General features: G+C 72.4%; 32 protein-coding genes. 10 read left to right on the top strand and 22 right to left on the bottom strand.

What is annotated here, in order from left to right; genetic code table 11:
• Positions 1-26 precede the first annotated feature (26 nt).
• Complete coding sequence (locus ACNAVT_RS07060) at positions 27-908, bottom strand: NAD(P)-dependent oxidoreductase (protein ID WP_416293949.1); 882 nt, start codon at positions 906-908, stop codon at positions 27-29.
• Between the two features lie 241 nt (positions 909-1,149).
• Here ACNAVT_RS07060 and ACNAVT_RS07055 point away from each other — a divergent pair, with 241 nt between their 5' ends.
• The gene (locus tag ACNAVT_RS07055) at positions 1,150-1,521 is read left to right on the top strand and encodes a DUF2267 domain-containing protein (RefSeq protein WP_416293947.1); all 372 of its coding nucleotides are present in this window, start codon (positions 1,150-1,152) and stop codon (positions 1,519-1,521) included.
• A 31-nt stretch (positions 1,522-1,552) separates the two neighbouring features.
• Here the strand turns inward: ACNAVT_RS07055 and ACNAVT_RS07050 are convergent, their stop codons facing one another.
• Positions 1,553-1,996: a PPC domain-containing DNA-binding protein gene (locus ACNAVT_RS07050; protein ID WP_416293945.1), complete on the bottom strand. Its 444-nt coding sequence runs from the start codon at positions 1,994-1,996 to the stop codon at positions 1,553-1,555.
• Positions 1,997-2,242: 246 nt separating this feature from the next.
• Here ACNAVT_RS07050 and ACNAVT_RS07045 point away from each other — a divergent pair, with 246 nt between their 5' ends.
• Positions 2,243-2,401, top strand: a complete 159-nt coding sequence (locus ACNAVT_RS07045; protein WP_416293943.1) for a hypothetical protein — start codon at positions 2,243-2,245, stop codon at positions 2,399-2,401.
• Positions 2,402-2,443: 42 nt separating this feature from the next.
• On the opposite strand, the gene ACNAVT_RS07040 is transcribed toward ACNAVT_RS07045, so the two are convergent.
• Genes ACNAVT_RS07040 through ACNAVT_RS07030 form a run of 3 tightly spaced genes read right to left on the bottom strand, consistent with a single transcriptional unit; the run spans position 2,444 to position 5,027 of the window.
• Positions 2,444-3,007, bottom strand: a complete 564-nt coding sequence (locus ACNAVT_RS07040) for a GerMN domain-containing protein (RefSeq protein WP_416293941.1) — start codon at positions 3,005-3,007, stop codon at positions 2,444-2,446.
• On the bottom strand, positions 3,004-4,356 hold the full coding sequence (locus ACNAVT_RS07035) for a sensor histidine kinase (RefSeq protein WP_416293940.1): 1,353 nt from the start codon (positions 4,354-4,356) through the stop codon (positions 3,004-3,006). The genes ACNAVT_RS07040 and ACNAVT_RS07035 overlap by 4 nt, the downstream gene beginning before the upstream one ends.
• Positions 4,353-5,027 carry a response regulator transcription factor gene (locus ACNAVT_RS07030; RefSeq protein ID WP_416293938.1) on the bottom strand — a complete coding sequence of 225 codons (675 nt, stop codon included), beginning with the start codon at positions 5,025-5,027 and terminating at the stop codon, positions 4,353-4,355. The genes ACNAVT_RS07035 and ACNAVT_RS07030 overlap by 4 nt, the downstream gene beginning before the upstream one ends.
• Positions 5,028-5,188: 161 nt before the next feature.
• Between ACNAVT_RS07030 and ACNAVT_RS07025 the strand changes: the two genes are divergently transcribed.
• From ACNAVT_RS07025 to ACNAVT_RS07010, 4 genes are all read left to right on the top strand, one after another.
• Positions 5,189-5,599 carry an STAS domain-containing protein gene (locus tag ACNAVT_RS07025; RefSeq protein WP_416293936.1) on the top strand — a complete coding sequence of 137 codons (411 nt, stop codon included), beginning with the start codon at positions 5,189-5,191 and terminating at the stop codon, positions 5,597-5,599.
• Between the two features lie 26 nt (positions 5,600-5,625).
• The gene (locus ACNAVT_RS07020) at positions 5,626-5,907 is read left to right on the top strand and encodes a hypothetical protein (RefSeq protein ID WP_416293934.1); all 282 of its coding nucleotides are present in this window, start codon (positions 5,626-5,628) and stop codon (positions 5,905-5,907) included.
• Between the two features lie 66 nt (positions 5,908-5,973).
• The gene (locus tag ACNAVT_RS07015) at positions 5,974-6,660 is read left to right on the top strand and encodes an STAS domain-containing protein (RefSeq protein ID WP_416293932.1); all 687 of its coding nucleotides are present in this window, start codon (positions 5,974-5,976) and stop codon (positions 6,658-6,660) included.
• Entirely contained in the window at positions 6,660-6,950 is a 291-nt protein-coding gene (locus ACNAVT_RS07010; protein ID WP_416294191.1) for a BON domain-containing protein, read from the top strand. The genes ACNAVT_RS07015 and ACNAVT_RS07010 overlap by 1 nt, the downstream gene beginning before the upstream one ends.
• Before the next feature lie 96 nt (positions 6,951-7,046).
• Here ACNAVT_RS07010 and ACNAVT_RS07005 read toward each other — a convergent pair whose 3' ends face one another.
• The 10 genes from ACNAVT_RS07005 to ACNAVT_RS06960 form a co-directional block, all read right to left on the bottom strand.
• Positions 7,047-9,815: an AAA family ATPase gene (locus ACNAVT_RS07005; RefSeq protein ID WP_416293930.1), complete on the bottom strand. Its 2,769-nt coding sequence runs from the start codon at positions 9,813-9,815 to the stop codon at positions 7,047-7,049.
• A gap of 55 nt (positions 9,816-9,870) precedes the next feature.
• Positions 9,871-11,334 (bottom strand): hypothetical protein, encoded by a 1,464-nt coding sequence (locus ACNAVT_RS07000; RefSeq protein ID WP_416293928.1) that lies wholly within the window; start codon positions 11,332-11,334, stop codon positions 9,871-9,873.
• A 7-nt stretch (positions 11,335-11,341) separates the two neighbouring features.
• Positions 11,342-11,872 carry a hypothetical protein gene (locus ACNAVT_RS06995; protein ID WP_416293927.1) on the bottom strand — a complete coding sequence of 177 codons (531 nt, stop codon included), beginning with the start codon at positions 11,870-11,872 and terminating at the stop codon, positions 11,342-11,344.
• A 12-nt stretch (positions 11,873-11,884) separates the two neighbouring features.
• Entirely contained in the window at positions 11,885-12,361 is a 477-nt protein-coding gene (locus ACNAVT_RS06990) for a hypothetical protein (protein WP_416293925.1), read from the bottom strand.
• Between the two features lie 176 nt (positions 12,362-12,537).
• Entirely contained in the window at positions 12,538-13,224 is a 687-nt protein-coding gene (locus ACNAVT_RS06985) for a DedA family protein (RefSeq protein WP_416293924.1), read from the bottom strand.
• A gap of 35 nt (positions 13,225-13,259) precedes the next feature.
• Complete coding sequence (locus tag ACNAVT_RS06980; protein ID WP_416293923.1) at positions 13,260-13,808, bottom strand: phosphatase PAP2 family protein; 549 nt, start codon at positions 13,806-13,808, stop codon at positions 13,260-13,262.
• Between the two features lie 117 nt (positions 13,809-13,925).
• The gene (locus ACNAVT_RS06975) at positions 13,926-15,329 is read right to left on the bottom strand and encodes a sensor histidine kinase (RefSeq protein WP_416293922.1); all 1,404 of its coding nucleotides are present in this window, start codon (positions 15,327-15,329) and stop codon (positions 13,926-13,928) included.
• 73 nt (positions 15,330-15,402) lie between these two features.
• Positions 15,403-16,080: a response regulator transcription factor gene (locus ACNAVT_RS06970; protein ID WP_416293920.1), complete on the bottom strand. Its 678-nt coding sequence runs from the start codon at positions 16,078-16,080 to the stop codon at positions 15,403-15,405.
• A gap of 122 nt (positions 16,081-16,202) precedes the next feature.
• The gene (locus ACNAVT_RS06965) at positions 16,203-16,991 is read right to left on the bottom strand and encodes a hypothetical protein (protein ID WP_416293918.1); all 789 of its coding nucleotides are present in this window, start codon (positions 16,989-16,991) and stop codon (positions 16,203-16,205) included.
• Between the two features lie 95 nt (positions 16,992-17,086).
• Complete coding sequence (locus ACNAVT_RS06960) at positions 17,087-17,749, bottom strand: hypothetical protein (RefSeq protein ID WP_416293916.1); 663 nt, start codon at positions 17,747-17,749, stop codon at positions 17,087-17,089.
• Between the two features lie 64 nt (positions 17,750-17,813).
• On the opposite strand from ACNAVT_RS06960, the gene ACNAVT_RS06955 reads away from it, so the two are divergent.
• Positions 17,814-18,149, top strand: a complete 336-nt coding sequence (locus ACNAVT_RS06955) for a hypothetical protein (protein WP_416293914.1) — start codon at positions 17,814-17,816, stop codon at positions 18,147-18,149.
• A 179-nt stretch (positions 18,150-18,328) separates the two neighbouring features.
• Positions 18,329-19,237, top strand: coding sequence for a methyltransferase domain-containing protein (locus ACNAVT_RS06950; RefSeq protein ID WP_416293912.1), 909 nt, complete (start codon positions 18,329-18,331; stop codon positions 19,235-19,237).
• Positions 19,238-19,333: 96 nt separating this feature from the next.
• On the opposite strand, the gene ACNAVT_RS06945 is transcribed toward ACNAVT_RS06950, so the two are convergent.
• Both ACNAVT_RS06945 and ACNAVT_RS06940 read right to left on the bottom strand, forming a co-directional pair.
• Entirely contained in the window at positions 19,334-20,050 is a 717-nt protein-coding gene (locus tag ACNAVT_RS06945) for a hypothetical protein (protein ID WP_416293911.1), read from the bottom strand.
• Positions 20,043-20,624, bottom strand: coding sequence for an RNA polymerase sigma factor (locus ACNAVT_RS06940; RefSeq protein WP_416293909.1), 582 nt, complete (start codon positions 20,622-20,624; stop codon positions 20,043-20,045). Before ACNAVT_RS06940 ends, ACNAVT_RS06945 begins: the two co-directional genes overlap by 8 nt.
• A gap of 71 nt (positions 20,625-20,695) precedes the next feature.
• Between ACNAVT_RS06940 and ACNAVT_RS06935 the strand changes: the two genes are divergently transcribed.
• A complete protein-coding gene (locus ACNAVT_RS06935; protein WP_416293907.1) occupies positions 20,696-21,949 on the top strand; it encodes a YncE family protein in 1,254 nt (417 codons plus the stop codon).
• A 69-nt stretch (positions 21,950-22,018) separates the two neighbouring features.
• On the opposite strand, the gene ACNAVT_RS06930 is transcribed toward ACNAVT_RS06935, so the two are convergent.
• The 3 genes from ACNAVT_RS06930 to ACNAVT_RS06920 all read right to left on the bottom strand — a co-directional run bounded on the left by ACNAVT_RS06930 (position 22,019) and on the right by ACNAVT_RS06920 (position 24,108).
• Positions 22,019-22,927: an NADP-dependent oxidoreductase gene (locus ACNAVT_RS06930; protein WP_416293905.1), complete on the bottom strand. Its 909-nt coding sequence runs from the start codon at positions 22,925-22,927 to the stop codon at positions 22,019-22,021.
• Positions 22,928-23,051: 124 nt separating this feature from the next.
• On the bottom strand, positions 23,052-23,501 hold the full coding sequence (locus tag ACNAVT_RS06925) for a VOC family protein (protein WP_416293903.1): 450 nt from the start codon (positions 23,499-23,501) through the stop codon (positions 23,052-23,054).
• 106 nt (positions 23,502-23,607) lie between these two features.
• A complete protein-coding gene (locus tag ACNAVT_RS06920; protein ID WP_416293902.1) occupies positions 23,608-24,108 on the bottom strand; it encodes a DUF6194 family protein in 501 nt (166 codons plus the stop codon).
• Positions 24,109-24,210: 102 nt separating this feature from the next.
• On the opposite strand from ACNAVT_RS06920, the gene ACNAVT_RS06915 reads away from it, so the two are divergent.
• Positions 24,211-24,894: a TioE family transcriptional regulator gene (locus tag ACNAVT_RS06915; RefSeq protein WP_416293900.1), complete on the top strand. Its 684-nt coding sequence runs from the start codon at positions 24,211-24,213 to the stop codon at positions 24,892-24,894.
• A 47-nt stretch (positions 24,895-24,941) separates the two neighbouring features.
• Here ACNAVT_RS06915 and ACNAVT_RS06910 read toward each other — a convergent pair whose 3' ends face one another.
• Together ACNAVT_RS06910 and ACNAVT_RS06905 are read right to left on the bottom strand one after the other, a co-directional pair.
• Complete coding sequence (locus ACNAVT_RS06910) at positions 24,942-25,811, bottom strand: DMT family transporter (RefSeq protein ID WP_416293898.1); 870 nt, start codon at positions 25,809-25,811, stop codon at positions 24,942-24,944.
• Between the two features lie 153 nt (positions 25,812-25,964).
• Complete coding sequence (locus tag ACNAVT_RS06905; RefSeq protein ID WP_416293896.1) at positions 25,965-26,675, bottom strand: phosphatase PAP2 family protein; 711 nt, start codon at positions 26,673-26,675, stop codon at positions 25,965-25,967.
• Between the last annotated feature and the right edge of the window lie 91 nt (positions 26,676-26,766).

Genomic DNA, 26,766 nt, shown 5'->3' with positions numbered 1-26,766 from the left:
CGGCCGGCTCGCACCGTCGATGCTCGTTACGGGGTAGCGGTCGGCGAGAGGGCGCGGGTGACCACGGCGAGGTCCTCGGCGCCGAGTCCCTGCGCCACCGCCCGCTGCCATTCGGCGGCCAGGCACTCGGCCGCGGGGAAGCGGCCGGCGTCGACCTCGCGCAGCGCCAGGTCGACGTCCTTGACCGCCAGCGCCAGGGAGTACTGGGCGGCGTAGTCGTCCCGGCCGATCCGCTCCAGCTTCTCGGCCGCCCAGGGCGACACCAGCGGGCTGCCTCGCAGTGCCCCCAGCACCGCCGCGCGATCCAGCCCGACGGCGTCACCGAACGCGACCGCCGCGGCGACCCCCTCGGCCACGAAGGCGAGCAGCAGGTTGTTCACCAGCTTCAGGCGGGAGCCGGCTCCGGTCGGACCGACCCAGACCGTACGCTGACCGACCGCGTCGAAGACCGGCGCGACGCGGTCCCGGGCCTGCTCCGGCCCGGAGGCGAGAACGACGAGCCGGCCCTGCTCGGCCGGATCCCGGCTGCCGGCGACCGGCGCGTCCACCAGGAGGATCCCGGGGCGCTCCGTCGCGACCTGCCGGGCGAGGCGTTCCGTTTCGGTGACGCCGATGGTGCTCATCTGGGCCCAGATCGCACCGTCCACCATCGAGGCCAGCATTCCCTGCTCGAGGGCGATGGACCGGACCGCGTCCGCGTCGGTCACCATCGTGACCACCACGTCGGCCCCGCGCACCGCGTCGGCGGGGCTGGCGGCCACCTCCGCGCCCTGGGCGGCCAGCCGGTGGGCGGGCTCCGGGTGGCGGTTCCAGACGACCGCCGGCAGGCCGGCCCGGAGGATGTTCCGGGCCATGGGCGCGCCCATCCCGCCGAGGCCGAGCACCGCCACCCGCCGTGTCCGCGTCATCTCTCCCCCGCTTCTTCCCACCGGCAGCGTAGGTCAGCGCGGTCGGTGGTGGCCCCGAATGGCGCAGGCGGATGCCGCCGAAGCGGGCGCGCGGGCCCGGCGAGGCATGTCAGGATCACACTCGCGGGGGCGGCGTCGTGCGCCTCAGGTCGCCCTCCGCCGGCAGGTGGCCGCGTTATCCGTGCCAGCTTTCGGTGAGCCGGCTGGCTGTTGGGGGGCATCCATGAAATATCAGGAGTTCGTGACACAAGTCCGCGAACGGGGCGAGTACGACAGTGCCGCTGAGGCGCAGCAGGTGATCAGCGTGGTCGTGACCTGCCTGGCGGAACGGTTGACGTCGGACGAGGCGAGCCAGCTCGGCTCGCAGTTGCCGGCGGAGATGGGTGACTTCCTCAAGTCAGCCACCGGCGGCGGCCAACGGATCGGAGTGACGGAGTTCCTCCGGAAGGTCGGCGACGGGACCGGCGCGACCGAGCGCACCGCGGAATGGGATGCGAGTGCTGTCCTGTCGACCATCGCCGACGCGGTTTCCGGCGGAGAGCTCAACGACGTGGTGACCCAGCTGCCGTCCGGTTACGCGACCCTGTTCGGGCGCCCTGGCGTGTCGGGTTGAGGCGCCCGCCTCCGGTCGGGCTTCCGCGTGGTCACGGGCGGGTCGTTCCCGTCAGCAGGGCCATCCCGGTCTCCCGGTCGATCCGCTTGGCGAGGCTCGCCCCGACCTCGGAGATGATGACCTCCAGGGTCGGCCACACCTCGCCACGGAGCAGGTGACCGCCGACCGTCGTGCCGTCCGAGCGGCCGAGCACCGCGTGCACGTGCAGCGCCGCCTTCCCCTCGTCGTCGGCGATGTCACCCAGCAGCGACAGGACCTCGACCTGCTCGCGGACCGGGATGCGCAGGTACTCACGCCGCTCGCGGTCGTAGTAGCCCAGGTCAGCTGTCGTGAACGCGCCGACGGCGGTGACCTGGGCGCCGCGGATGCCGTGCCGCTGCGCCACGTCGTTGATGGCGGCCACCGCCTCCGCCCCCTTGTCGACCGCGACCACGATCACGCGCCGGCCACTGTCGCTCAGTTCGGCTTCCCTCATGATCTCCCTCTCCACGCCCCGGTCGGCCCTGCCCGCCGCGGGTGTCCGTTCACCCGCCACGCTATCGGCGCAATAGGAGCGTTGTGCCCGGATCGATCGACCCCGGATCATTCCGGGTGCGGGAGCACCAAACGCCCACGGACGGGCGCGGCGCCGCGGCAGTTTGCCGCCCGGGTGCCCGGGAAGCCATGAGGTTCCGACGGCGCGAGTCCGGTAGCCGCGCCGAAGCCGAGCCGGGAGGTTGACATGGCTGACCGCGAACGACTCCACGACCTGCGCCAGCAGGCCCACAACGCGGGCATCGAGGGCAACTCCAAGATGACCGAGGGCCAGTTGCAGGAGGCGCTCAAGAGGGTCAGCAAGGGCGAGCAGCCGCAGATGGCCAAGCGAGCGGCCAAGGGCTGACCGCACGCTACGCCGCCGGCACTCGCGTCGCGGGTGCCGGCGTCAGCGCCGCACGATCAGCGGCGCGTAGTCCGCCGCGGTCAGCGGTGCCCGGGACAGCGATCCGTCGGCCCGCGGCACGTCCACCGGCTGACCGTCCCGTCGGAAGGAGACACCGTGCACGTCGGCGCGGTTGGTCAGCGTGCAGACGATCTGGCCGAACGCGAGGATTTCGTCGCTGCGTCGCGTCTCGTAGCCGGCTCCGCCGACCTCTACCTCGGCGACGCCGCCGCTGAGCCGGGCACCGGCCACCGCGGCGGTGCCGGTCAGGGCACTGGTGAATCCGGCGTCCCGTTCCGCGCTCCCGGGTCCGGCCAGCAGGTGCTGCAGGTGCGTCTCGACGTCGGGCAGGTAGTCCACGCGGCGCATGACGGTGCGTAGCCGGTCATCCCGAACGAAACAGAACGGCTCGTCCGCCCGTCCTTCGGTCGGCACGGCACCGCTGCCGACCGGACTGGTGAAGGGACGAGGTGGGGCGTGCAGGGGGCGGGGAGCCTCGTCCACGGGAACGCCACATCCACCGACCAGCAGCGCGGCGAGAGTCAGGATCGACACCCGTCGGTTCACGGCACGCACCCCGGCAGTTCCACCCGGAACCGGGCTCCGCCTTCGGGGCGCTCCGTCACCATGGCCCGGCCGCCGTGCACGGCCGCGTGTTCGGCGACGAGCGCGAGACCGAGACCGGTCCCGTCGGTGCCGGCGCGGGCGTGGGCGGCCCGACCCCGAACGAAGCGGGCGAATATCACCTCGCGGTCCTGCACCGGCACACCCGGTCCGTCGTCGTCCACCTCGATGATGCCGGTGCCGTCGTGGTCGCAGGTCAACCGCACCGCCACCGGCCCCCCGGCGTAACGGACGGCGTTCTCCACCAGATTGAGCAGGATCTGCGCAACGCGGCGCCGGTCGACCAGCCACTCGCCGCCGGCCGGTGCGGACCACACCATCCGGTCCGACAACCCGTGCGTCCGGCAGGCGTCCCGGGCCAGCGCCTCGACGTCGACGCGCTCGCGGAACGCGGGATGTTCGGTGCGGGCCAGTTCGATCAGGTCGTCGACCAGCCGCTGGAAGCGGGCGATCTCGTCGGCGACGAGGCCGGCGGCCGTCGCCGTTCGTTCGTCGTGGTGTTCGCGGCGGCGGTCCAGCACGCTCGCCGCAGCGGCCAGTGTCTGCAGCGGGGAACGCAGTTCATGGCTGACGTCGGCGGCGAAGCGCCGGTCCCGCTCGATGTGCCGGACCAGCTGCTCCACCATCCGGTTGAACGAGGTGGAAAGGCGGGTCAGGTCAGGATCGGTGGCGGGGTCGAGGCGGGTGCTGAGGTCGCCGGCAGCGATCCGCTCGGCGGCGTCGGCGACCGCGGTCAACGGGCGGAGGCTGTGCCGGGTGGCGTACCAGCCGAGGGCGGCTCCGGAGCCGGCGACCATGATGGCGACCGCGGTCAGCGTCAGCCCCACCAACTGGAAGGTCTGCTCGACCTCGCGCAGGGAGGTGAGCTCGTAGTAGCTGGTGTTCGGCGAGAGCGGGATGCCGACCAACAGGGCCGGCTGCCCGTCCGTCCGGATCCGCTGCACGGCCGGCTCACCCGATCGGACCATTCGCTGCAGCTCGGGCGGGACCGAACTCGCGCCGATCTCCGCGGTACGGGCGAACCACCGGCCGTCGCGCTGCACCAGCGGGCGCCGGGCACTGCCGGTGTCCAGTGACCCGAGCACCTCCGCGACGTCGGGCGCGTCCGTGTCCAGGCCCGCGCGGACGACCGCGGCGTCGAAGTAGGCCGCGCGCACCGCGGTGCGTTCCCGCTCGTCGAGCAGTGAGCGGCGGGTCAGGTCGTACGAGAAGAGGGCCATCGCCACCGCGAGCAGCAGCGCGCCGATGGCGAACGCGGCGGTGACCCGGGCGCGGAGTCCGAGACGGTTCATCGCTGCAGCTTGTAGCCGAGGCCACGGAGGGTGACCAGGTGTCGGGGGTTGCCCGGATCCTGCTCGATCTTCTGGCGCAGCCGGCCCACGTGCACGTCGACCAGGCGCTCGTCGCCGGTGTCGTATCCCCACACCCGCTGGAGCAGTTGCTGGCGGGACAGGACCTTGCCGGCGTGCTGGGCCAGCTCGCAGAGCAGGCGGAACTCCGTCCTGGTCACCGCGACCGTTCGGCCGGAGCGGCGGACCTCCCCGGCGTCCGCGCTGATCTCCAGATCGCCGAAGACCTGCATCGCGGTGGGCGTGACGGTGGCCCGTCCCCGGCGGCGCAACGCCCGCAGCCGGGCGGACAGCTCCTTTATCGCCACCGGCTTGACCACGTAGTCGTCGGCGCCGGCCTCCAACGCGGCCACGATGTCGTGCGTGTCGTCCCGGGCACTGACCACCACGATGGGGACGTCGTCGTCGCGGCGGAGCTGCCGGATGCACTCGAACCCGTCCATCCCGGGCAGCATGAGGTCGACGAGCACGTTGTCCGCCGGGTCCTTACGTTGCCGGCGCAGCCCCTCCTCGGCGCTCGCCGCCCCGTACGCGGTGTAACCCTCCTCCTCCAGGGCGAGCAACAGCGCGAGCCGGATCCGGTCGTCGTCCTCGATCACCAGTACGGCCGTCATACCCGGCATCATTCCTGGCCGAGGTCGGGATCCCCAACCCCCTGATCCCCGCTGCGGTTTTGTCACACAACTGTCATGCGGCTGCGGGACGACCTCCAAGATCGGCACGCAGAGTGTGAAGCAACCGGACGCGACGGACCGAGAACCCACAGGAGCCGTGAGTGACTGCGCACCAACCACTCCCACCGGAGTGCCGGGTGCCCCGGGTCGAGCTGGACATCGTCGACGAACTCGACCTGCCCCGACTACCCGAGATCGGCGCGGTCCTGGACCGGGTCCTGTCCCTGCATCCCGCGGAGGTGGTGATCGACCTGTCCGGATGCCGGCACCTCGACGCGGCAGCCATCGGGTTGCTGCTCGACGTCCAGCGACGGATGGCTCGACGAGGCGGCCTGCTCACGCTCCGCGATCCGCACCCGCGAATCCGCCGCATCCTCGACACCGCCCGTGACAAGGAACCTCTCCCGGTCGTCGGCGCACCCGCGCGCCCGCAACCCGCCAGAAGCAGTGCGGCCGGTGCCGAGCCGACGAAACCAGCGCTCGGACGGGCGCAGGTCGTCGCGCGGTGCTGAGCCCACCGAAGCGAAAGGAGGAATCAGTGACCGGCAGCGCGCTGCTCAGCGCCCTCGCCATCGGTCTCGGTGTCGGCATCGTTGGCCGGCTCGTCCTGCCCGGCCCGAAGGCCGCCCCCGTGTGGCTGACCCTCGCTCTCGGGGTGGCTGCCGCGCTGCTGGGCTCGATGACCATCCGCCTGTTCGGCGTTGACGTGGACCACACGTTCCCCCGGCTGCTCGCGCAGGTCGGCTTCGCGGTTCCCGCAGTGATCCTCGGGGTCGTGACCGCCGGACGCCGGGGCACGGGAGACGCCACCAAGCCCTGAACCGCCGCACCATCCGGCAACCGCCGAGCCCGCACATCGTTACGGGCGGGCAGCGAGAGGAGAGGCATGACGGTCGTACCGGCGGACCACCTGATGAGCCTGATCTGCGACGGCTGCGGCGAGACGATCACCGGAGCCGCCTGCGTCCTGCCCGACGCCGAGGTCGTGTGGACGCTGGTGTTCGAGCACGGCTGGACAGGCTCACCCTTCGCCTCCGGTCCGCACCACTGCCCCCGCTGCGGGCTCAGGCTCGCCGCCGGCGCCAACGGCGCGGGCCGGGCCCGGGACGACGACCTCGACAACACGCTCGGCATCGACGACCTCGACGGAATTGACGACGAGCGGGCGCCCGGGAACGGGGACCCGACCGAGGCGGTGCGACGGGCCCTGGCGGAGTCCCTCACCACGGACGATCAGGTGCTCGTCGACCTCGGTGAGGTGAGCACCATCGACTCGACGGGCCTCGGCCTGCTGGTGCGCGCGCATCAAGAGGCACGGCAGGACGGCAAGGTGCTCTGCCTGGTGGCGCCGTCCCGCTTCGTCCGGACGGTGCTGCACACCATGCGGCTGGACACCGTCTTCCCGGTCATCCCCACCCGTACGGTCGCCTTTCGTCGATCCGCCGGGACCGCTCGCGCGGTGCCCGCGACGGACGCGACCCGCCGCCGTCGCGCGCCAGCGCGCTATCTGCCCGTCCAGCCGAGTCCGACGACGCCCGTTCAGCCGACATCGACCAAGGAGGTCGCCAGGTGATGCCTTGGCCATTCCCCGAGAACAATCCCTTTGTCGGCGGAGACGGGGCTCACGACGACGATCACGACCTGCGACTCGCCGCGCTGGTCGCCCAACGGCTGAGCGCCGACTGGGCCACTCGTCGTCAGCAGATCTCGGTGTCCGTCCAGAACCGGGTGGTCATCCTGACCGGGATGGTCGGCGACCCGAACACCCGGCAGGCGGCCGGCGAGCTGGCCTGGGACGTGCCCGGCGTCTTCGACGTCTGCAACGCGCTGACCCTGTACGGTCGGCGACGCGGCCGACGCTGAGCCACCGAGACCGTGCCGCCGTTCCTCGTCGCCGAGGCAATGGCGCCCCCTAACGGCCGGCGCTCGGGCGCGGGATGGCCGGCCGAGCGCGGACGGTCAGTCCGGGACGGACTCCGGTGGCGGGGCGCCCGGTCGGCTTCCCATCACCGCCCCCAGTTCGGCCCGGCTGGAGATGCCGAGCTTGCGGTAGGCCCGGGCGAGGTTGGCCTCGACGGTCTTCGGACTGATGAACAGCGTGTCGGCGATGACCCGGTTGGTGCTCCCCTGCGCGGCCAGCCGCGCCACCCGTTCCTCGGTGGCGGTGAGGACGATCGATGACGCCGCCCGCCGGCCGATCCGGGTCAGCTCCGCCCGCGTCTGGGCGGCGAACGCGGCGGCCCCGAGCGTGGTGAACTCGGCGTCGGCCACGTCCAGCGCCTCGCGGGCCTCGCGTCGGCGGCGGGCGCGGCGCAGTGCCCGACCGGCGACCAGGAGGCAGCGGGCGCGGTCCAGCGGCAGCACGTCCGCCGGCACGGCCGCCCGGGCGGCGGACAACGCGGCGAGCGCCGGCGTCGGGTCGGCCCCGGTGGCGCTGACCAGCAGCACCCGGCTGCGGGCGAGGCCGAGGGAGGTCCACGGTCGGGCCAGCCGGGTGTGTCGCTCGGCGAGCCGGGCGAGGGCCTTCTCGGCGGTGGCGAGGTCGCCGGCTCCGACGCACGCCTCGATCCAGTCCGGTTCGAAGCGCAGCGCGATCGGTTCGGCGATCCCGGAGCCGTCCAGCGCCTGTACCAGCTCGCCGTATGCGGCCGCGGCCTCGCCCATCCGACCGGCGGACAACGCGACGAACCCGGCGAGCTGCAGATGGATCCGCCGGCACCAGGCGTCGTCGAGGTCGCGGGCACGGCGCAGGCCGGCCTCGACGACCAGGGTGGCCTCGGCGAGCCGCCCCCGGTACGCGTCCAGCGTCGCGGCCAACCAGGTCTCACCGACCAGGCCGCTGCCGATCTGCTCGCCCAGTTCCCGGGCCGCGGCGATGTGCGCACCGGCGGCGGCGAACCGGCCGGCGAGCAACTCCGTCTCGCCGAGATGGGTGAGCAGTTCGTGCTGCCACGGCTCGTCGCCACGCGCCACCGCGCGGCCGAGCATGTCCTGCAGCCGGGCTCGCGCCCGGTCGTGGGCATCGGTCGCCTTCCACCAGATCGCCGGGATCGAGCCGGCCAGCCACGACGGCTCGCCGGCCTCGAGCGCCAGGGCCCGATCGAGCAGCTTCGTGCGGGCCGGCAGCCCGGCGCGTACCTCGTGGAAGAACAGGAGCAGCAGCGAGGCGGTCACCAGGGACCGGTCGTCCTCGCGGTCGGGAAGCAGCGCGATGGCGGCCTCGGCGTGCCGCCGGGCGGCTTCCGGCGCGTCCTCGAACAGGGTCAGGTGCGCGTGGATCCGCCCCGCCAGGGGGGTGCCGGCGGGTGCCGCGGCCAGCGCCTGCTCACCCGCGGACACCGCGGCGGTGAGATCGTCGGCGCACCACGCGACCATCGCGCGCAGCAGCAGTGCCTCCGCGCGGGCCTCGCCGGTCAGCTGCCCGGCCGCCGCGTCCGCCGCCGCACCGGCTGCCGCGTAGTCGCCGCTGTCGATCCGGCACCGCAGCGCGGTCAGGCGGCGCCGGTCCCGGCTGTCGGCGTCCACGGATGGCGTGAGTTCGGCGGCTCGTTCGTACAGCTCGGCGGCGACCGCGGGGGCACCGCGGGCCCGCTGGCGTTCGGCCGCCTCGGCGAGCACGGCGGCGACCGCGGTGTCCGGCGTCGTGGTGCACGAGGCGAGCTGCCGCGCACGTTCGTCCGGATCGGACACCGCGTCGGCCAGCGTGCGGTGCAGCCGGCGCCGGACACCCGGCGGGATGCCACCGCGTACGGCGGCGGCGTACCGGGGGTGGGTGAAGGTGACCCGGCTCGGCGTGACGGTCAGCAGGCCGGCCTCCTCCCCCGCGTCGAACGCATCCGCCGGCACGCCGGCCGCTTCCAGATCGCGGAGGGTGGGCACGGTCAGCAGGGCGGCCAGCCGCACCGCGTCCCGGCTGTGGGCGGGCAGCGCCCGCAGCGCGTCGGCGAGCAGTTGCCGCATCGACGACGGCACCGGCAGGTCCTCGCCGGGCCACGGCGGGCGGGGCAATCGCAGCACCGCCCGGGCCATCTCGATGGCCAGCAGCGGGTTGCCGCCGGCGTCCCGGGCGATGCGGGCGAGCAGCGGGCGGCTGAGCGTGCCGCCCAGCCGGGCCCGGACGATGTGGTGCAGGGCCCCGGCGCCCAGTGGGGCCAGGCCGATGCGGGTCATCGACGGGACATCCGACCGGTCGTCGTCGAGGCCCAGCGGCGCGGCCGGGGGTTCCGTACCGTCCGTGCGCCGGGTGACCAGGACCGGGGGTCGGGGGGCGAGTCGCCGCAGCGCGAACCGCAGCGCCCGCTCGCTCGGCGGATCGAGCCACGGGGCGTCGTCAACGGCGAGCAGCACCGGCGCGGCGTCGCTCATCGCGGCCTCGATCAGGGACCGGGTCGCCGCGCCGACGGCGCGCTCGTCGATCACCTCGTCACGATGGGCGGAGAGCAGCACCACCTCGGCCGCGACGCGTTGCGGGGGCGGCAGGGCCGGCACCCGGGCGGCCAGCGGCCGGAGCAGGTCGGCGAGCGCGGCGAACGGCAACGCCGCCTCGGTCTCGGTCGGAGCGCAGGTCAGGGGCAGCCAACCGGCCCGTTCGACCCCGGCCACCAGGGCCCGCCAGAGGGCGGTCTTCCCGATCCCGCTCGGGCCTTCCATGAGCACCGGCGCTCCCGCGTCGAGTGCCCGCCGCGCCCGGCCGGCGACCGCGTCCCGGCCGACCAGGGAGACATCCATGGCGGGATGATGGCACGCTCACGCCAGCGGCTGGCGCACCCGGGGGTACGGCGACTCACCGTGGCGGGCGCCCGCAGACGGCGACGTCCGGAATGACCTCCTCGTTGCGATACACGTCGGCGCTCCAGCGAGGTCCGCTTTCCGGCGGGATCGGTTTGATCGCGGGTGCCGTGCTCGGTTTCAACAGACTGAGGAACTTGTTGATCACCGCCACGACCGGTTCCAGGATGCGGTAGCCGACGCCGAAGACGGCCCGCACCCCGATCGCCACGCCCCGGCACTGGGCGTAGGCGGCGCCGAGGGCCGAGCCGAGGGTCGAGCCGTACGAGGTCGTCAGTTCGAAGTAGATCCCGGCTTTGAACAGGAAGGCGCTGATCCCGACGGTGAAGCGGACGCCGTGCCGGATGACCAGGCCCATGACACCGACGGGCACCCCGGTGAGGGAGTTGAGCAAACTCGTCCTGCGCTGGAAGTTCTTCGCTATCCGTGGCCCGAAGGTGCCGTTGGCGTATCCGAAGCCGAGCGAACCGGCGAGGGAGAACTCGCCCGCCCCCTTGACGGTGCCCAGCTTCGCGCCGAACGCGGTGGCGACCTCGAGCGTCTGGCTGATCGTGAACGAGAGCGGTATCCCGATCAGCTGGCCGATGGGAAACGAGAGGTCCGCCGCGATCGGGAACGACTTCTTGTGGTTCTTGCCGTCCTTGATGCCGCCCTCGAACTCGACCTTGATCCCGAAGCCGCCGCCGATCTCCAACTCGGCCCGGGTCAGCGTGCCGGCGCCGATGGCGAGGTGGAAGGTGGCGTTGGGCCGTTTGAAGGTGAGCGTCACGGTCCCGACGAGCCGGACGCCCCCGTCGTCGTAGGTGAAGTGCGCGCCGACGCCGTCGGTGCAGCAGGTGGAGAAGACCTGGTACCCGTGGGACCTGGTGCTGACCGTGCCGCCGCGCTGGGGCGCCGGCTGCACGGGCTGGTCGGCCGACGCTCGGGCCGGCAGCCGCCCCACCGGCCGGCTGCGGCCGTAGGTGCTCGGCGGCGGGGGCGAGTCCTGGGCCCACCCCGGGTCGCCCGCCGGATAGATGACCGGGTCGTCGAGGGTGATCCCCTGCTTCTCGAACGTGCCGTCACGGATCACCTCGGTGATGTCCACCGGTCCGATCGTCACGAGCAGGTCGTCGCCGTCCGCCGCGATGTCCAGCACCCGGCCCACGCCGCGCCCGGTGACGAACATGACCTTGCCGGGGGCGAGGTCACCGGCGTTCCGGGCGTGCCTGTCGAGGCGCCAGGTCAGACCGTCGGCGGTGACCGACCGGACGGACCGGCCGCCCCCGCCGACGATCACCACGTCGGGCTGGAGAGTGACCCCGGGACCGGGGACCGGAGCCGCCCCGTAGGCAAGGTCCGCGTCGCTGAGCGTGGCGTCCGCGGAGCGGGCCGCCGGGCGGAAGCTGTCGCACCCGGTCAGCATCAGCAGGGCCACGACGGCGACGGCGATCAGCGCTCGGCCTCCGTGCGCTCGCATCCGCGGCTCACATCCGGGTGCCGACGGTACGGGCGAGCGCTTCCAGCCCCTGGCGGTTCTCCTCGGGGTCGTTGAGCCGGACCAGTCGTACCGCCACCCACACCCCGGCCTTGTTGATGAAGAACCCCTCCAGGGTGGCGTAGGCCTCGTCGCCGACGCCGGACAGTGGTCGCACCTCGTGCCCGAGCTCACGCTCGATGTCGAGGTACTTCTTCGCGCCGTCACCGACGTAGACCTCGACCTGCGCGGTGGGTCCGGTGACCGGCGCGGTGTAGGTGCAGGTGTCCCGGACCGCCTGCGCGTCGTCCAGTCCGGTACCGGCCAGCTTCTCGGCGTCGGGCTTGAGCACCAGGGAGCAGGCGTCGGGCAGGGCCGCCGGCCCGGCCGGGCCGGACTCCTCGGTCGTCGGCTCCGCCGACGCCGCCGCCGCGGCCGGCCGGCCGTCCCCGGCGGGCTTGTCGTCGGAGCTGCCGCACCCGACCGGTACGGCCAGCACGACGACGGCCAGCCCGAGCACTGTGAGGTGGTTCTTCCGCATCTCGGACTCCCGTCAGGCCAGGATCGCGTCGAGCAGGGCACGCAGCTTCCGCTCGTACGTCCCGGTGTCGACGCTGAAGCTGCTCATCGTCACGGTGTAGCTGCCCTTGGGGCTCACGACCACGGCTTCGCCCTCGATGTCCTTGGCGGCCACATACGCCCGGTCACCCTGGTCGAGGTCGACGACCCGGTCGAAGCGCTGCCCGGCCTGGTCGTGCTGGTAGTCGTAGGTCATCGCGCCGGCGGTCTGGGACGCCATCGTGATGGTGAGGCTGGCCACGCCCTTACCGTCGCCGAACAGGCAGTTGCCCTCGTCCTTCATGGGCTGCCCGAGCAGATCGGACACCTGCGCCGCGGTGAACGGGCACGCCGGTACGGAGTCGTTGCCGAGGCCCGCGGCACCCGCGTCGGAGCCCGCGTCCGCTCCGATGTCGCCGCCGGCCGGGTCGGTCGACCTGTCGCAGGCAGCGGACGCGAGCAGGGTGAGCATCAGCAGGAGCGTCAAACCCCGCAGCCCGGATCCTCGAGAGGGCCCCGGGCGGGGCAGGCGGTGGGGACGGTCCGGGGCGAACAGAGCACGGGCCATGCGCCTGACGGTAGGGCGTCACGCGCGTCCGGTAATCGGGTGTTTCCCTATGGCACGACGCGATCTCTGCTCGTCGAGATTCAGCGTCCGACGCGCCGCTCCGGCCCGGCCAGCTGCCCGCCGTCGCGTGGGGCAGCCACCCGGCGGGAGCGCAGCAGGTGGATGCCGACCGGGAGCACGGAGAGCACCACGATGCCGATTAGGATGAACTCGATGTTGGACTTGACGAAGCCGATCTGGCCGAGGAAATAGCCGAGGACGGTGACGCCGGCGCCCCACAGGACTCCACCGAGAACGTTGAAGGCCAGGAACGTGCGGTAGTGCATCCGGGAGACGCCGGCGATGATCGGGGTGAAGGTCCGGACGATGGGTACGAAGCGGGCCAGCACGATCGATCGGGCGCCGTAACGGGCGAAGAAGGCGTTGGCCCGCTCCACGTTCTCCTGCTTGAACAGGCGGGAGTCGGGTCGGCGGAACAGACTCGGGCCGACCCGCTTGCCGAACAGGTAGCCCACCTGGTCGCCGGCGATGGCGGCAACGGCCACCAGGAGGCAGAGCAGCCAGAGCGGCTGGTGCAGGTAGCGGCCGTCGGCGACGAGCAGCCCCGCGGTGAACAGGAGCGAGTCCCCTGGCAGGAAGAAGCCGATCAGCAGTCCGGACTCCGCGAAGACGACGGCCAGGATGCCGATCAACCCGAACGTGGAGATCAGCCACTCCGGATCGAGGAAGCTGGGACCCGCGGCGAGGAGTGCCTGGGGCGTTGACACGAGGGGGACCTCCACGGAAGGGGACGGGGGCGGGTTCAGTGGCCGACGGCCGCGCTCGGCCGACGGCGCCGCGCCCACCGGTCGTACGCCCGCCCCCCGGCATCGACGACGCCGACGGCGGCGGCGGCGATGAGCGCGCCGACGAGCACGTCCGCCGGATAGTGCACACCGGTCCAGATGCGGGCGAATCCGATGACGGCGGCGAGCACAGACAGCGCTACCCCCCAACGCCAGGACAGAAACGCCCCGACCGCGAAAGCCACCGCGAACGCGGCCGTGGCGTGATCGCTGGGTAGTGACGGTCCCGAGGCGTGCGGGATCAACTGGTGCACGGAGTGGGTCTGGAACGGTCGCACCTCGGTGCTGACGGCCCCGACGACCTGCCCGGTCACGAACGCCACGGCGAGCACGGCCGCGACCCGCACCACTGCGCCCCGGGTTCGCCGCAGACCGGCCAGCACGGGCACCGCCGCCCCGACGCCGAGTACGTAGATCAACCAGACCGCTGACCACTCGAAGACGTCGTCGACGGGGTCGCTCTGTCCCGCTGCGGCGTTGATGAGCTCGAACAGGTGATAGTTCATCGCGTCGTCGGCTCCCCGGGCTGACCCGGCACTCCCACACGGCCGGCTGCTACCAGCATGTCCCCCCGGAACTGAGAGGAGGCTGAAACGGCGACGGGCCGGGGCCGGTCGGTCGGGTCAGGCGTCGTCGCCGAGGGGCAGGAGGATCCGGACGGTCATGCCCGGGCCGGGCAGCACCTGCACGGTTCCGCCGTGCGCGGCGATGATCTCCCTCGTGATCGGCAGGCCCAGGCCGCTGCCACCGTCGGCGCGGGCCCGGCTGTCGTCGAGTCGGACAAACCGGCCGAAGATCCGCTCTCGCTGCTCTTCGGGGACGCCCGGCCCGTCGTCGGTGACGTCGACACAACCCCATCCGTCGTGCACGGCCACCCGCAGGACGACCCGGGAGCGCGCGTGCCGGGCGGCGTTGTCGGCCAGGTTGCGCAGGGCCCGGCCGAGGTCGTGCGCGTCGCCGCGGACCCGTACCGGGGCCAGGTGGGCGCGGACGGTCAGGTCCGGTCGACGGGTGGCGATGCGATCCCGCTCGGTGTAGGCGAGGTCGTCCAGGTCGACGTCGTCATGGCGCGGGGTGGGGCGGCGCTCGTCGATGCGGGCCAGCAGCAGGAGATCGGAGACCAGGCGGCCGAGCCGTTGCGACTCCTGGCGCAGCAGCCCGACCAGCTCGGCGTTGGCGTCGGGCAGCGGCGCGATCGCCAGCCGATCCAGGCCGGCCTGCAGGGTGGCGAGCGGGCTGCGCAGTTCGTGGCTCGCGTCGGCGACGAACCGTCGTTGGCTCGCCGCCGCCGTCTCCAGGCGGTCGAGCATGCCGTTCATCGTCTCGGCCAGCGCCGCGACCTCGTCGTGCGCGTCGGGTACCGGCACCCGGGCGTGCAGATCGCGGGCGGTGATGCCGGCGACCCGGCGGCGAATCGCCTCGACCGGGTGCAGCGACCGGCCGACGAACAGGAAGACCGCCGCGCCGACCACCAGCAGCATCGGCGGCAGCCCGGCGGCCAGGATCGCGGCCACGGCCTCCGTGCTCTCGTTGACCGGCCGCAGCGACTGCGCCACCAGCACAGTGTGGGTGCCGGCAGTGGTACCGACCCCTTCGGCGACCACCCGGTACGGGTCCTCGTCGGCGAACGGCAGCATCCGCTGCTCCCGCAGCACCTGCCCGGCCCCGGGGCGCAGGGGGGACAGCGGCGCGGCCCCGGCGAGCGCGGCCGAGGCGGCCTCGACCCGGCCGGACGGTGCGAGGACCTGCACGAGGGTCTGCTCCCGCGGGCTGGGTCTCAAGGTCTGGGCGAGCGCGTTCCGGTCGCCGGCGGCCACCGCCGAGGCCACCTCGGTGGCCCGCTGCCGTGCCGCCGCGTCCACGTTGCCGGCCAGGTCCGCGCGGGCCAGGTAGACGAATGCCGCCGCCCCGACGGCGAAGGCGAACGCCACCACCAGCGCGGCGGCCAGCGCCGACCGGAGTCGCACCCCCAGCCGCCGGCGCACCCACCGAATCAACCCCTGGTAGTGCTCGCGCGTGACCGGCATGACGGCAGCGTAGGCACCCCGATGCTGAGAGGGCTCTGAGACGACCGGCAACGGGCGGTCACCGGTCCCGCTGTCAGCCGCCGTCGGCCGCCAGCCGGTATCCCATGCCGCGCTCCGTCTGGATCGCCGCCCGGCCGAACGGCTGATCGATCTTGCGGCGCAGGTAACCGATGTACACCTCGACGATGTTGGGATCGCCATCGAAGTGGACGTCCCAGACATTCTCGATGATCTGGGTCTTGGACACCACGTCGCCGCGATGCCGCATGAGGAACTCCAGCAACGCGAATTCCCGCGCGGTCACCCGGACCGGCTGGCCGGCCCGGGTGACCAGTCGCCGCGCGGGATCCACCGTGAGGTCGCCCGCGGCCATGACCACCGGACGGGCGGGAGCGCCCCGGCGGACCAGCGCACGCAGCCGGGCCACCAGCACCACGAACGAGAACGGCTTGGTCAGATAGTCGTCGGCGCCGAGGTCGAGGGCGTCGGCCTGGTCGTACTCACCCTCCTTCGCGGTGAGCATCAGCACCGGCGTCCACACCCCCCGCGACCGCAACTGCCGGCACACCTCGTAGCCGCTGAGGCCGGGCAGCATGATGTCGAGAACGACCACGTCGTAGGGGTGCTCGCTGGCCGCCCACAGCCCGTCCGGGCCGGTGTGCTGCACGTCGACGGCGAACCCCTCGTCGGTCAGGCCGGCGCGGATCACCTCCGCAAGCGCCTTCTCGTCCTCGACCACGAGCACTCGCACCAGTTCGCCCCTCTCCCCTCGGCCGGCACCGCCCTGGGTCGACGTCGCTTCCGATCATCCGTCGGGGCGGACCCGGCGCCGCCGGCCCGGGCGGTCGCGGGTGGCCTCGTCGGTGCGGGCGTTCACCGCTGTGCCGCGGCGGCCCGCCGGTCCGGCGTGACGACCCGCACCGGGGCGTCCCGCTTCGTCACGCTCAGGTAGAGGATGAGGACCACGACGGTTGCCAGGAACGCCCCACTGGTGATCACCGTACCGAGACCGAGACCACCTTCGTCGCGGCCCTGGGAGAGATAGTCGCCCAGCGACGCGCCGAGCGGGCGGGTCAGCACGTAGGCGATCCAGAACGCCAGGATCGGGTCCAGCCACGACCGGGCGTACGCGGACGCCACCACGGCGATCAGCGCGGCGAAGATCAGCCCCGAGCGCCAGTATCCCAGGTCGAGGCCCTCCGCCAGCAGGTCGCCGGCGGCGGTGCCGAGCGCGAAGGTGAACAGGATCGCGGCCCAGTAGAAGCGCTCCCGCCGCGCGGTGACGATCGAGTGGATCGACAGCGTTCCCTCACTGCGGTACCACACGACGAAGGTGGCCCCGAGCGCCACGGCGAACACCGCGGTGCTCACCGCCAGTGGCACGCCGAGGTTGTCGGTCAGGTTGTCCGTGATCAACGTGCCGACGATGCTGATCAGCACGACCGCCAGCCAGTAGATCCCCGCCACGTACCGGTCCGCCCGGAACTGCCAGACGAGCACGGCGGCCAGCGCGACGGCCATGACCAGCGTCGTGCCGGTCAGGCCGAGGTGCAGGTTGACGTTGAGAAAGTCCGCCGCGGTCTCCCCCACCGTCGTCGACAGGACCTTGATGATCCAGAAGTAGACCGTGACTTCCGGAACCTTGTTCATCATCTGCCGCATGCGCGGATGTCCGTTTCGCGTGTTCAGCGCCATGCGCCGCAAACTGCCACCCCCGTGCTGAGAGCAGGCTGAAGCGCGACGGCCTGCCGGCCCGTTCAGTTCGTCTCGGCGTAGACGAGATCCATCGTGTCGGTGTGCCCGGACCAGCGAAGCTCGAGGTGCCAGCAGCCCGCCCGCGGCATGTCGATGATCGACGGGCCCGGGCCGCCGGTGACCGCGTGGGTCACCCGGCTGTCGGTGCCGTCCAGGGTCGCGGTGATCATCAGGTTGTCCGACGACGTCGCATCGGCCGGCGCCGGAACCGGGCGGGACACCCACAGGATCTTGTTGTTGGATCCGTCCTTCCGCTGCTGCGCCAGCGGGTGAGCGAACAGCACCGCGACGATGTCGCCCTTCGCGCCGAAGACGTGTGCGATTCGGGAATCTCCGCTGAACCCTTCGTCCGCCCAGTCGGGCAGCGCTCCCGTCTCGACCTGGGATGCGCATCCGGTGGCGGCGGGCTCCGCCGAGCTCGACACGGTGACGGCCGGCGTGACGGGCGGGCTCGTTGCCGTGCATCCCGCCATCAGGACCACCAACCCCAGCGACAACCTGCCCCGTAGACCCATCTCGCGCCCTCCTGACCGCGTCGTGCCTGCCGATGACTCGCTCGTGCAGGCATCCCCACTGTCAGGACACCGGCCGCGCCCGCCGGGATCCCTGGCTCCGTCTCCCCCGAGCTCCACGGCAGCCCACGAGCGGCGGCTGACGTACGGCATCCGGCGGCCACCTCGGGCCGATCAGGCCGTTCTGCTGCCGCCAGCGGATCTGAGACGATGAGCCATGGCCTCCAGGCGGTGGCAGGGTTGGGATCCGCTGGCGGCGGTCGCGGCCGTGATCGCCCTCATCATGATCGGTCTCTACGTCGGACTGATAGGCCAGCAGGGCGGCGAGGTGGCGGTCTGGTTCCTCGCCGGACTGGCTGCGGCAGCGCTGCTGTCGGGCTACGGGGTAGCCCGCGCGGCGCCCCGACGTGAGCTCGCGCTGGCGCTGTCGGGCCTGGTGATGGCAGTGCTGGGCCTGCTCGGCATCCTGACGATCGGCTGCCCGATCCTCATCGCGGGTGGGTTGGCCCTGGTCGCTGCCGCGCGCAGCGGACGCCCTCGCACTCACCGGTGAGTCGGCAGGAGACCTGACCACCGCTGAGGCGGGGAGCCCCTCGGTCCCGTCTGGAGTTGTGATCACGGTGGTCTCGTGTCGAGGATGAGGGGTCGGCCTGGTTGGCTGGAGCCAGGCTGTGTCTGGTTGCATCCCGTGTCGCGCTGACAGAGCACGCGGTCGGGCGTGAGGATGTGGGCATGAGTTCATCGCAGCCCGTCGTCGACCCCGGGTCCGAGCCGGACACGACCGCGGGCGGGTCGGTGAACACTGCTGGCGCGCGGTCCAGGCCCCCATCGCCGGACGCCCCCGAGTCTTCCCCGGATCACCGCTACCTGCTCGACAACGCCCGGGTGGAGGCGGGCGAGCGGTTCACCTGGCTGGCCGAGCTGTTCGACGGTGTCACGCGTGGGCACTTCGACCGGCTCGTAGTGAGGGCGGGCCGGCGCTGCTGGGAAGTTGGTGCCGGCGGCCCCAGCATTCCCGAGGCACTCGCCACGGCCGTCGGACCAACCGGTTACGTGCTGGCCACGGACATCAATCCGGCCTGGTTGGACCCGCACGGCGGGTACGAGGTGCTCCGGCACGACATCGTCGGGGACCCGCCGCCGCAGCCAGGCACGTTTGACCTGGTACACGCGCGGCTCGTGCTCGTTCACGTGCCCGACCGTGCCCGGGCGTTGGCGACGATGGTGGCGGCGCTGCGGCCCGGCGGTTGGCTGTTGGTCGAGGATGCCGACACCGAGCTGCAGCCGCTGGCCTGCCTCGATGAGGTTGGCCCGGCGCAGCGGCGCGCCAACCGGCTGCGGCGCGCCGTCCGGGAGTTGATGACCCGCCGCGGCGCCGATCTGCGCTACGGCCGTACGCTGCCGCGGGCGTTGCGTGCGGCGGGCCTGGTCGATGTCACGGCGGCCGGCTGCTTCCCGGTCGGCGGGGTAGCCTGCGACCAGCTGGAGGCCGCGACGGTGCGCATGGTCCGCGCCGAGTTGCTCGCCGCAGGGCTGGCCAACGACGTCGAGATCGACGCGCACCTGGCCGCCGTCGATGCCGGCGAACTCGACCTCACCCTCGCGCCGCTGATCTCGGCATGGGGACGCCGCCCGGGCTAAGCAGTCTGCCTGAAGTTCTGCATGTAACTGGGGGGCAGCATGGAGCGGCCGACCGGCCGGCCTCCGCACCACCGTGATCACAACTCCACACGGGGCCTAATCCAGCGAGTTGGCGATCTCGATCGCCTCGGCCTTGGTGAAGTCGCCCTCGAGCCGGTAGCTGACGCCGGCCCGCTGCCAGATCAGGGTCGAGGCGGCGAGCCTCGCGGTCTCCACCCGGACCGTGCCCGTGCGGTCCACGTAGGCCAGTGCGTGTGGGCCGCCGATCCAGACGGCGAAGTCGCCGTCGACCTCGACCCACTCCACTCCCGGCCCGCCGACCTGCTTGTGGAAGGCCGGGTCGAGCCCACCGTCGTAGGCGTCGACGCGCAACGCGCCCCCGCGATAGAGCAGCGTGGCCACACGGAAGCTGCCCGTGCCATCGGGATCGGCGATCAGCACCTGCTCCGGCGGGCCCAGCTTCGCCGGCAGCCGGATCGGGAAGCGCACCTGCCGCTGCGCCTCATGCAGAGCGGTGGGCCGCTGCGACGGCAACGGCGACGGGGTGCCGGTGGGCAGTACGGGTTCGGGCGAGGTCTCGATGATGGTGCCGGCGAAGCGCAACAACCCCGCCACCGCGTCGGCGAGGGCGGCTCGCCCCGGCGGCAGCAACGCCACGAGCAGGGCGACGAGCACCGCGACGAGGTAACGCCACCGGCGTCGCCGGCGCACGGGTGCGGCGAGCCGTGCGCGTACGCGGGCGGTCACATCGGGCGGCTCCGGTGTCCGCAACCAGGCCGAGAGGTCGCGCAACTCCCGCTCGAGGTCATCCACGCCGCACCTCCTCGCGGTCGAGCAGGCCGCGGAGCTTCGTCAGCGCCCGCGAGGTACGCGACTTCACGGTGCCTCGGGCCCAGCCCAGCATCGTCACGGTCTCGTCCTCGCTGAGGTCGAGGAAGAACCGGCAGACGATCACCTCACGGTCCTTTTCCGGCAGCAGGCGGAGGGCCTTTACCAGGGCGGCGCGACGTTCCCCGGCGAGGACGGCCTCGACGGCGGCATCCTCGGCGATCTCCGACATGGGGTTCACCACCGCGGCGCGCAGGACGAGCCCGTCGCGCCGGCTGCGCGACCGGTGCAGATTACGGGTCTCGTTGGCCACGATCGCCAGCAGCCATGAACGGAAGGACGACTCACCCCGGTAGCGGGAGAGCTTGCGATATCCCTTCACGAACGCCTCCTGGATGACGTCCTCCGCGTCCGGGCCCGCCCCGAGCAGCACCGCCGTCCGGTACGCGGACGCGGTGTGCCGGGCGACCAGGAGGTCATAAGCCTCCAGGTCACCTGCCCGAGCGCGGGTGACCAACTCTGCGTCGTCCAGGGGAACCTCCGATGGGGACGAACTCATGACACCACCCACGCCGGACGGGTTCCATTGCCCGGGAACCCCGGTCGTCGCGGCGGTGTCACCCGGGCATGATGGCAAAAAACACGATCTCGCGCCGTACCGTGCTGAGCCTGCTCGCCGGTACCGGCGCCGCTGCGCTGATCGGCTGCGATGCTGTCCGGGGCCGGAACCAGGACCGGGCCATCACGATCCCCGACGCACTGCTCGTCGAGGTCGACGGCGGGCTCGGCGTACTGCGCGGCGCTGATCGGATGACGATCCCGCGCTCCCTCGCCACCGTCGACGGGCAGGCGGTCTACGCGACCGCGCCCGACGGTGCGGACACCGCCTTCTGGCGGATCGACACCGCCACGGGCCACGCCTCCACGCGGGTCACCCTGCCCGGGCGCTGGGTGCCGCAGGCGGTCTCCGCCAACGGTACGAAGGTGGCGCTCACGTCGCACGCCGACAGCGCCACAAGCGGTCGCCCGGACGGGCGGGACGTGAGCCCGGTGCTGATCGCCGACATCACCGGGGTCCAGCATCGACTGGAGCTGCGGGGCAACTTCGTGCCGGAAGCGTTCACCGCCGATCTCGCCGGGCTGTTCGTCCTCGAGTGGCTCCCGGCGGCGGCTCCGGACCGCTACCGGGTCCGGGTCGTCGATCTCGCCACGAGGGCACCCGGCCCGCTGTCCACCCGGCTCAAGACGCCGGTCCCGCCCGGCGCCGAGGAGGAGATGCGCGGCGACGGGCGGCAGGCCGCGCTCGCGCCGAATCGCACGATCCTCTACACGCTCTACACCCATCAGCCCGACCACCAGCACACCCGCAACCTGATCAGCGGTCGCCCGGGCGACGTGCACGCGTTCGTCCACACTCTTCACCTGAATGAGCGCTGGGCGTACTGCATCGACCTGCCGCATCCGTTCGGGGAGGCGCCCGCGAGCGGGCACGCGATGGCGATCAGTCCGGACGGACAAACTCTCCACGTCGCCGACATCACGTCCGGCAGCGTCGCGGAGATCTCCACCGAGGAGCTTGCGGTACGCCGGACGGCCACGGTGGCCAAGGGCACCGGCACCGGCCACGCCGCGGCCGACCGCGACCGCCTCTTCGTCGGCGCCGACACGGTGGTGCGCACGGTGGAGGTCGGGCGGCTCGGCGCCGGCACCACCTGGTCGGTCCGCGAGCCCGTCACCGGTCTCGTGCTGAGCCCCGACGGCAAGCGCCTCTATGTGGGCCAGACCGGCGGTGTGAGCTGGCACGATTCCACCACCGGCGCCGAGCTCGGCCGCACCGGGGTGCCCGGCCTGATAGGCGTGCGCGGCCTGGCCGGGCAGCACTGAACCGCCCGAGCGGCTCGCCGCCACGGAAGGGGAGGCGGTGGGCCTCGATCGTGGACGGTGCCGGACCGGTCAGGCGACCCGGAGGACGAGCTTGCCGTGCACGTGGCCGCTCTGGCTGATCTCCTGGGCCTCGGCGGCCTGGTCGAGGTTGAAGGTCTGCGCGACGGGGAGCTTGAACTCGCCCCGTTCGAAGAGCCGCACCGCCTCGTCCAAAGCCTGGTACGACCGGCCCTGCGCGCCGCTGGTCATCCGGACCCCGTGCTGCTGGGCGTCCGGGTCGGCGATCGTGAGCACCTTGTCGGGCGTACCGGTGATCTCGATCAGGTCGGGCAGCGCCCCCTTGCCGGCGACATCCAGGGCCTCGTCCACGCCGTCGGGCGAGATGTCCCGGACCCGGTCCACCAGCCCGGGGCCGTAACTGGTCGGGGTGACGCCCAGTGCGCGCAGGTAGTCGTGGTTGGCCGGGCCGGCGGTGCCGAGCACCGTGGCTCCCCGGGCGTGGGCGATCTGTGCGGCGGTCTGACCCACCCCGCCGGACACTCCGTTGACCAGCACGATGTCGCCCTCGCGTACGCCGAGCAGGTCAAGGCTGCGCACGGCGGCCTCCGCCACGACCGGCAGCCCGGCGGCCTCCTCCCACGACATCTTCGGTGGCTTCGCGGCGAAGTGCTCCAGCACCGCGTACTCGGCGTAGCCGTCGGAGGTGGCGAAGCCGAAGACCTCGTCCCCCACGCCGACCCCGGTGACCCCCGCACCGACCTCGTCGACCACCCCGGCGACGTCGATGCCCGGGATGGCCGGCAGCGTGAGCGGCATCATCCGGCGCATCGCGCCGCTGCGGACCTTCCAGTCCATCGGGTTGACGCCCGCCGCGCGCACCGCCACCCGAATCTGCCCCGGTCCGGCGTGCGGCTCGGGCACTTCGACGGGCTGCAGGACCTCGGGTCCGCCGTACTCGGCGAACTGCACCGCTCTCATCTGCCACCTCCCACGTCGACCGGGCGTCGGCGACCGGCCAGCAGGGTTGTCCGAACGGGTGGGTTTCGCACCTGGCCCGTGGCCCCGGTCGACCGGTCCGGTTGCGGTTGCCGGCCGTCCACGTTCAGCGGGCGGACGTGTGCGCCATCTCGGCGAGGATTCCGGTCCCCTGCCCGAGTTCGATCAGGTAGCCGTCCGGGTCCCGCAGATAGCAGCGGATCTCGACCCCGTGGTCCTTGGGCTCGGTGAGGAACTGCCCCCCGCGGGAGCGCCACTGCTCGTAGACGGCTCGCACGTCGGTGACCCGGACGTTGATCGCGGAGCTGAGCGAGTCCGGATCCGGTGGCGCCTGGGCCACCACACTCGGCTTGTCGTCGGTGGGGCCGCCCTCGCTGTTGATCACGATGTAGCTGTTGTGGAACCGGAGGATCGCCGGCGAACGTTCGCGTACGACGGTGGCCCCCAGCACCTGCTGGTAGAACTCGCGGGACCGGTCCACGTCCCGCACGATCAGCAGGTGGGTGAGCACCATCCCGTGCTCTGGCCGGAAGTAGTCCGGTGCTTCGTGCGTCATCCGCGCCTCCCTGGTCAGCACCGCGGGTACCCGTGCAGGAGGCCGGCACACCGGCCGCGGCCCGGACGACGGAGGGTTGTCGTCCGGGCCGGCCGCCGCCGAGCGGTCAGTCCGGGCGGTGCTGCCGCCGCAGCGAGCGGTGGTGCCGCTCCAGCGCCCTGCCGTGCGCGTGCGCGAGCAGCTGGTCGACCTCGGCCAGGGTTCGGGCCGGGTTGAGCACGCATGCCCACCCGTAGGCGCCGTAGACGGGGTGGGGACCGATCTCGTCGAGAAGGGTGAAGTCGACGGAGGCGCGGTTGTCGGCGAACCGCGCCGGCGGGTAGCCGAACCGGCGCTGGAACTCCTCGCGGCCGAGCTCCACGCTGAGCCGGAAGACGCCGGGCCGGTCGAGCCGCGAGTCTTCGTCACCGCCGCCGGTGTCGTGCTCGACGATCGTGGCGAACGGCTGGCGGCGCCCGTCGCCGACGAAGAAGAAGCGGTCGCCCCAGCTCGACGGTGGGGCACCCGACGCCTCGTCGGCCCGCACCATGGTCGCCTCGGGCAGGGCGAGGATGCGGTCGGCGATGTCGTCGGCGCCAGGCGCGGTGGGTGCTGGATTGAGCGTCATGGCTTTCACCGTATCGTTGAACCGCCCTGTTAAACTTTTTCCTCGATCAACACTGGAGGTGAGGGCCTGAACCCTCAAGCCGCGAGACATGCGTACCGCCCCGTGGACCTGGCCCGCGAGCACGGCATCTCGACGCAGGCGGTCCGCAACTACGAGCGCGACGGCGTCCTTCCCGCCGCCCGCCGCCCGCCGAGCGGCTACCGCGCGTACACCGACCTGCACGTGGCGGCGCTGCGCGCCTACCTCGCGCTCGTTCCGGCCCACGGATACCAGGCGAGCGCCGAGATCATGCGCGCCGCCGTCCACGGCGACCTGGACACCGCCCTGAGCGCCGTCGACCGCGGCCACGCACAGCTGTTGCGGGACCGGGAGACCCTCGACGCCGTCGAGGCGACCATCGGTGTGCTCACCGCGGCACCGGCCACCAGCCGGCCGGACCGGCCGCTGACCGTCGGCGCCCTCGCCCACCGGCTCGGCGTGGCTCCCGCGACGCTGCGCAAGTGGGAACGGGCCGGAGTCCTGACCCCGGCACGGGACCGCGCCACCCGCCAGCGGATCTACCACCCGGACGACGTACGCGACGCCGAACTGGCCCACCTCCTGCGCCGCGGCGGATACCTGCTGGACCACATCGCGACCGTGCTGCGGCAGGTACGCGCAGCCGACGGCCCGGAGCCGTTGGCCGCGTCCCTGCACGGCTGGCGGCAGCGGCTGGCCGCCCGCGGGCGCGCGATGCTGGTGGCCGCCGGCCGCCTCGCCGACTATCTCGACGCGGCCGGATCGTGACGGGCCGCCGTCACCCCGCCGGCCGGCGGGGCGACGCGGTGCTGCCGCTACTCCCCGGCGACGTGTGGTGCCCGCCGGGCAAGGAGAGAGACCGCGACGACCACCAGCACCAACGCGAGCACCTCGCCCACCACGAACCAGGGGGCGGTCATGATCCGCTCACCGAGCCAGAGCAGCCCGACCCCGATGGATACCAACGGGTCGGTGACCGTGATCGTGGCCAGGGCGGGCGCACCCATCGGGCCGGCCTGGTAGGCGTTCTGGCTCAGCAGCACGCCGAACGGACCGAGGACGATGACGCCGTACGTCTGCCAGTGGCCGAACGCCGCCAGCAGGCCCTCCTCGGGTTGCAGCCCGAGGCTGCTGACCAGCCCGGCCGTCACGCCGTAACAGATGCCGGCCGCGGCCGCCAGTGGTAGCGGGCGCCACTTGCGACCCAGCCCGAGCGCGATCACCAGGCACAGGCCGACGGTGACGATCACCGCGATGCAGAGCAACGCGGCCGACCCGAACGACTCAAGTCCCCGACCCTGCCCCCGGGTCGGCCGCGCGACCGCCAGAAAGATGCTGAGCCCGAGCAGGCACAGCCCCGATTCCAGCAGGATCCGCGAGTCCGGTCGGTCGTGTTCGGCCGCGGCGAACAACAGGACGTACCAGATCAGCCCGGTCACCAGCAGCGGCTGTACCAGGATCAGCGGGACCAGGCTCAACGCCGCGATCTGCAGGGCGAACGCCACGGCCGCGAGCACTGTCGACCAACGCCAGCCCCGAACGTGAACCAGACGCACCAGCAGCCTCGGCTGCCCGGCCCGTTCCTCCGGCACCTTACGAGAGGCACGGAACTGCAGTAGCGAGGACACGCCGTACGCCGCGGCAGCGCCGAGGGCCAGCGGGGCGCCGGCCGCCAGTTGTCCCACGTCGCTCACCATGCGCTCGCCCGCCCGATCATGTGGCCTCCCTGTCGTACGCATGGCAGCCGGTTGAGGCGCAACTCAGCGGTCGCGGCTCGGCGGGCAGCTTGATCGGTCAGGCCGTGAAGCGGGCGGAGACGCCCGAGGCGGATTCCCCGGTCAGTGCGCAGGTTGCTCCAGCCGGCGCGGGAGTGGGACGGTCCGCCACGGCACCCGCAGGAGCAGCCGCGCGATGAACAGTCCGAGCAGGTATCCACCGACGCTGTCGGTGAGCCAGTGGAAGCCCAGGTAGGTGGTGCCGGTGAAGGTCAGCACGCCGGGCAGCCACTGCACCAGACGGCGGACCGCCACGGCCAGATACGGCGCGAGCAGCACCGCCAGTACGGTGTAGTAGACGATCGCGTTGCTGACGTGCCCGGACGGGTAGAACTCCTCCCAGCTGTGACTGAACAGGCGTACCGAGCCGTGGTGCGGCGCGCCTCGCGAGGTCCACCGCTTCAGCCCGACGATCAGCAGTGTACTGATGATCGGGGCCAGCCCGGTCAGGATGACCGGGCGCGCCGTGCGGTGCTGCCAGCCCAGCCACGCGGTCACCGCCAGGGTGACGACGATCAGCGGTCCGCCCTGACCCAGGTAGTCGAAGGCGAACATCACCGCGTAAACGGGTCCCGGGCGGTGCCGGTCGCACCAGTCCCGGACGGCGATGTCCAGGCTGAGCAGCGGCGACCACCAGACCAGCGCCGCGGTGAGGGCGGCGAAGGCGGCGACCAGCAGCCCGTCGAACCACCAGCCGCGCGGGACCGGCATCAGCACGGGTACGCCCAGCGGGCGGTGTCGGGCCCGCCCCCGCTCTGGTGTTCCCACTGCCATCGCGTCTCCCCGCGCTGCCGCCCGGCGGGCGCCTGAGATTCGAAGATATCCCATATCCGCTTAAACCAGCAGTTAAGCTCATGAACGTCTC

Origin of the sequence: Micromonospora sp. SL4-19 (assembly GCF_047921475.1) — a bacterium.
GTDB lineage: Bacteria > Actinomycetota > Actinomycetes > Mycobacteriales > Micromonosporaceae > Micromonospora.
The sequence above is the reverse complement of the archived record's forward strand: the minus strand, read 5'-3'. Positions and strand labels throughout refer to the sequence as shown.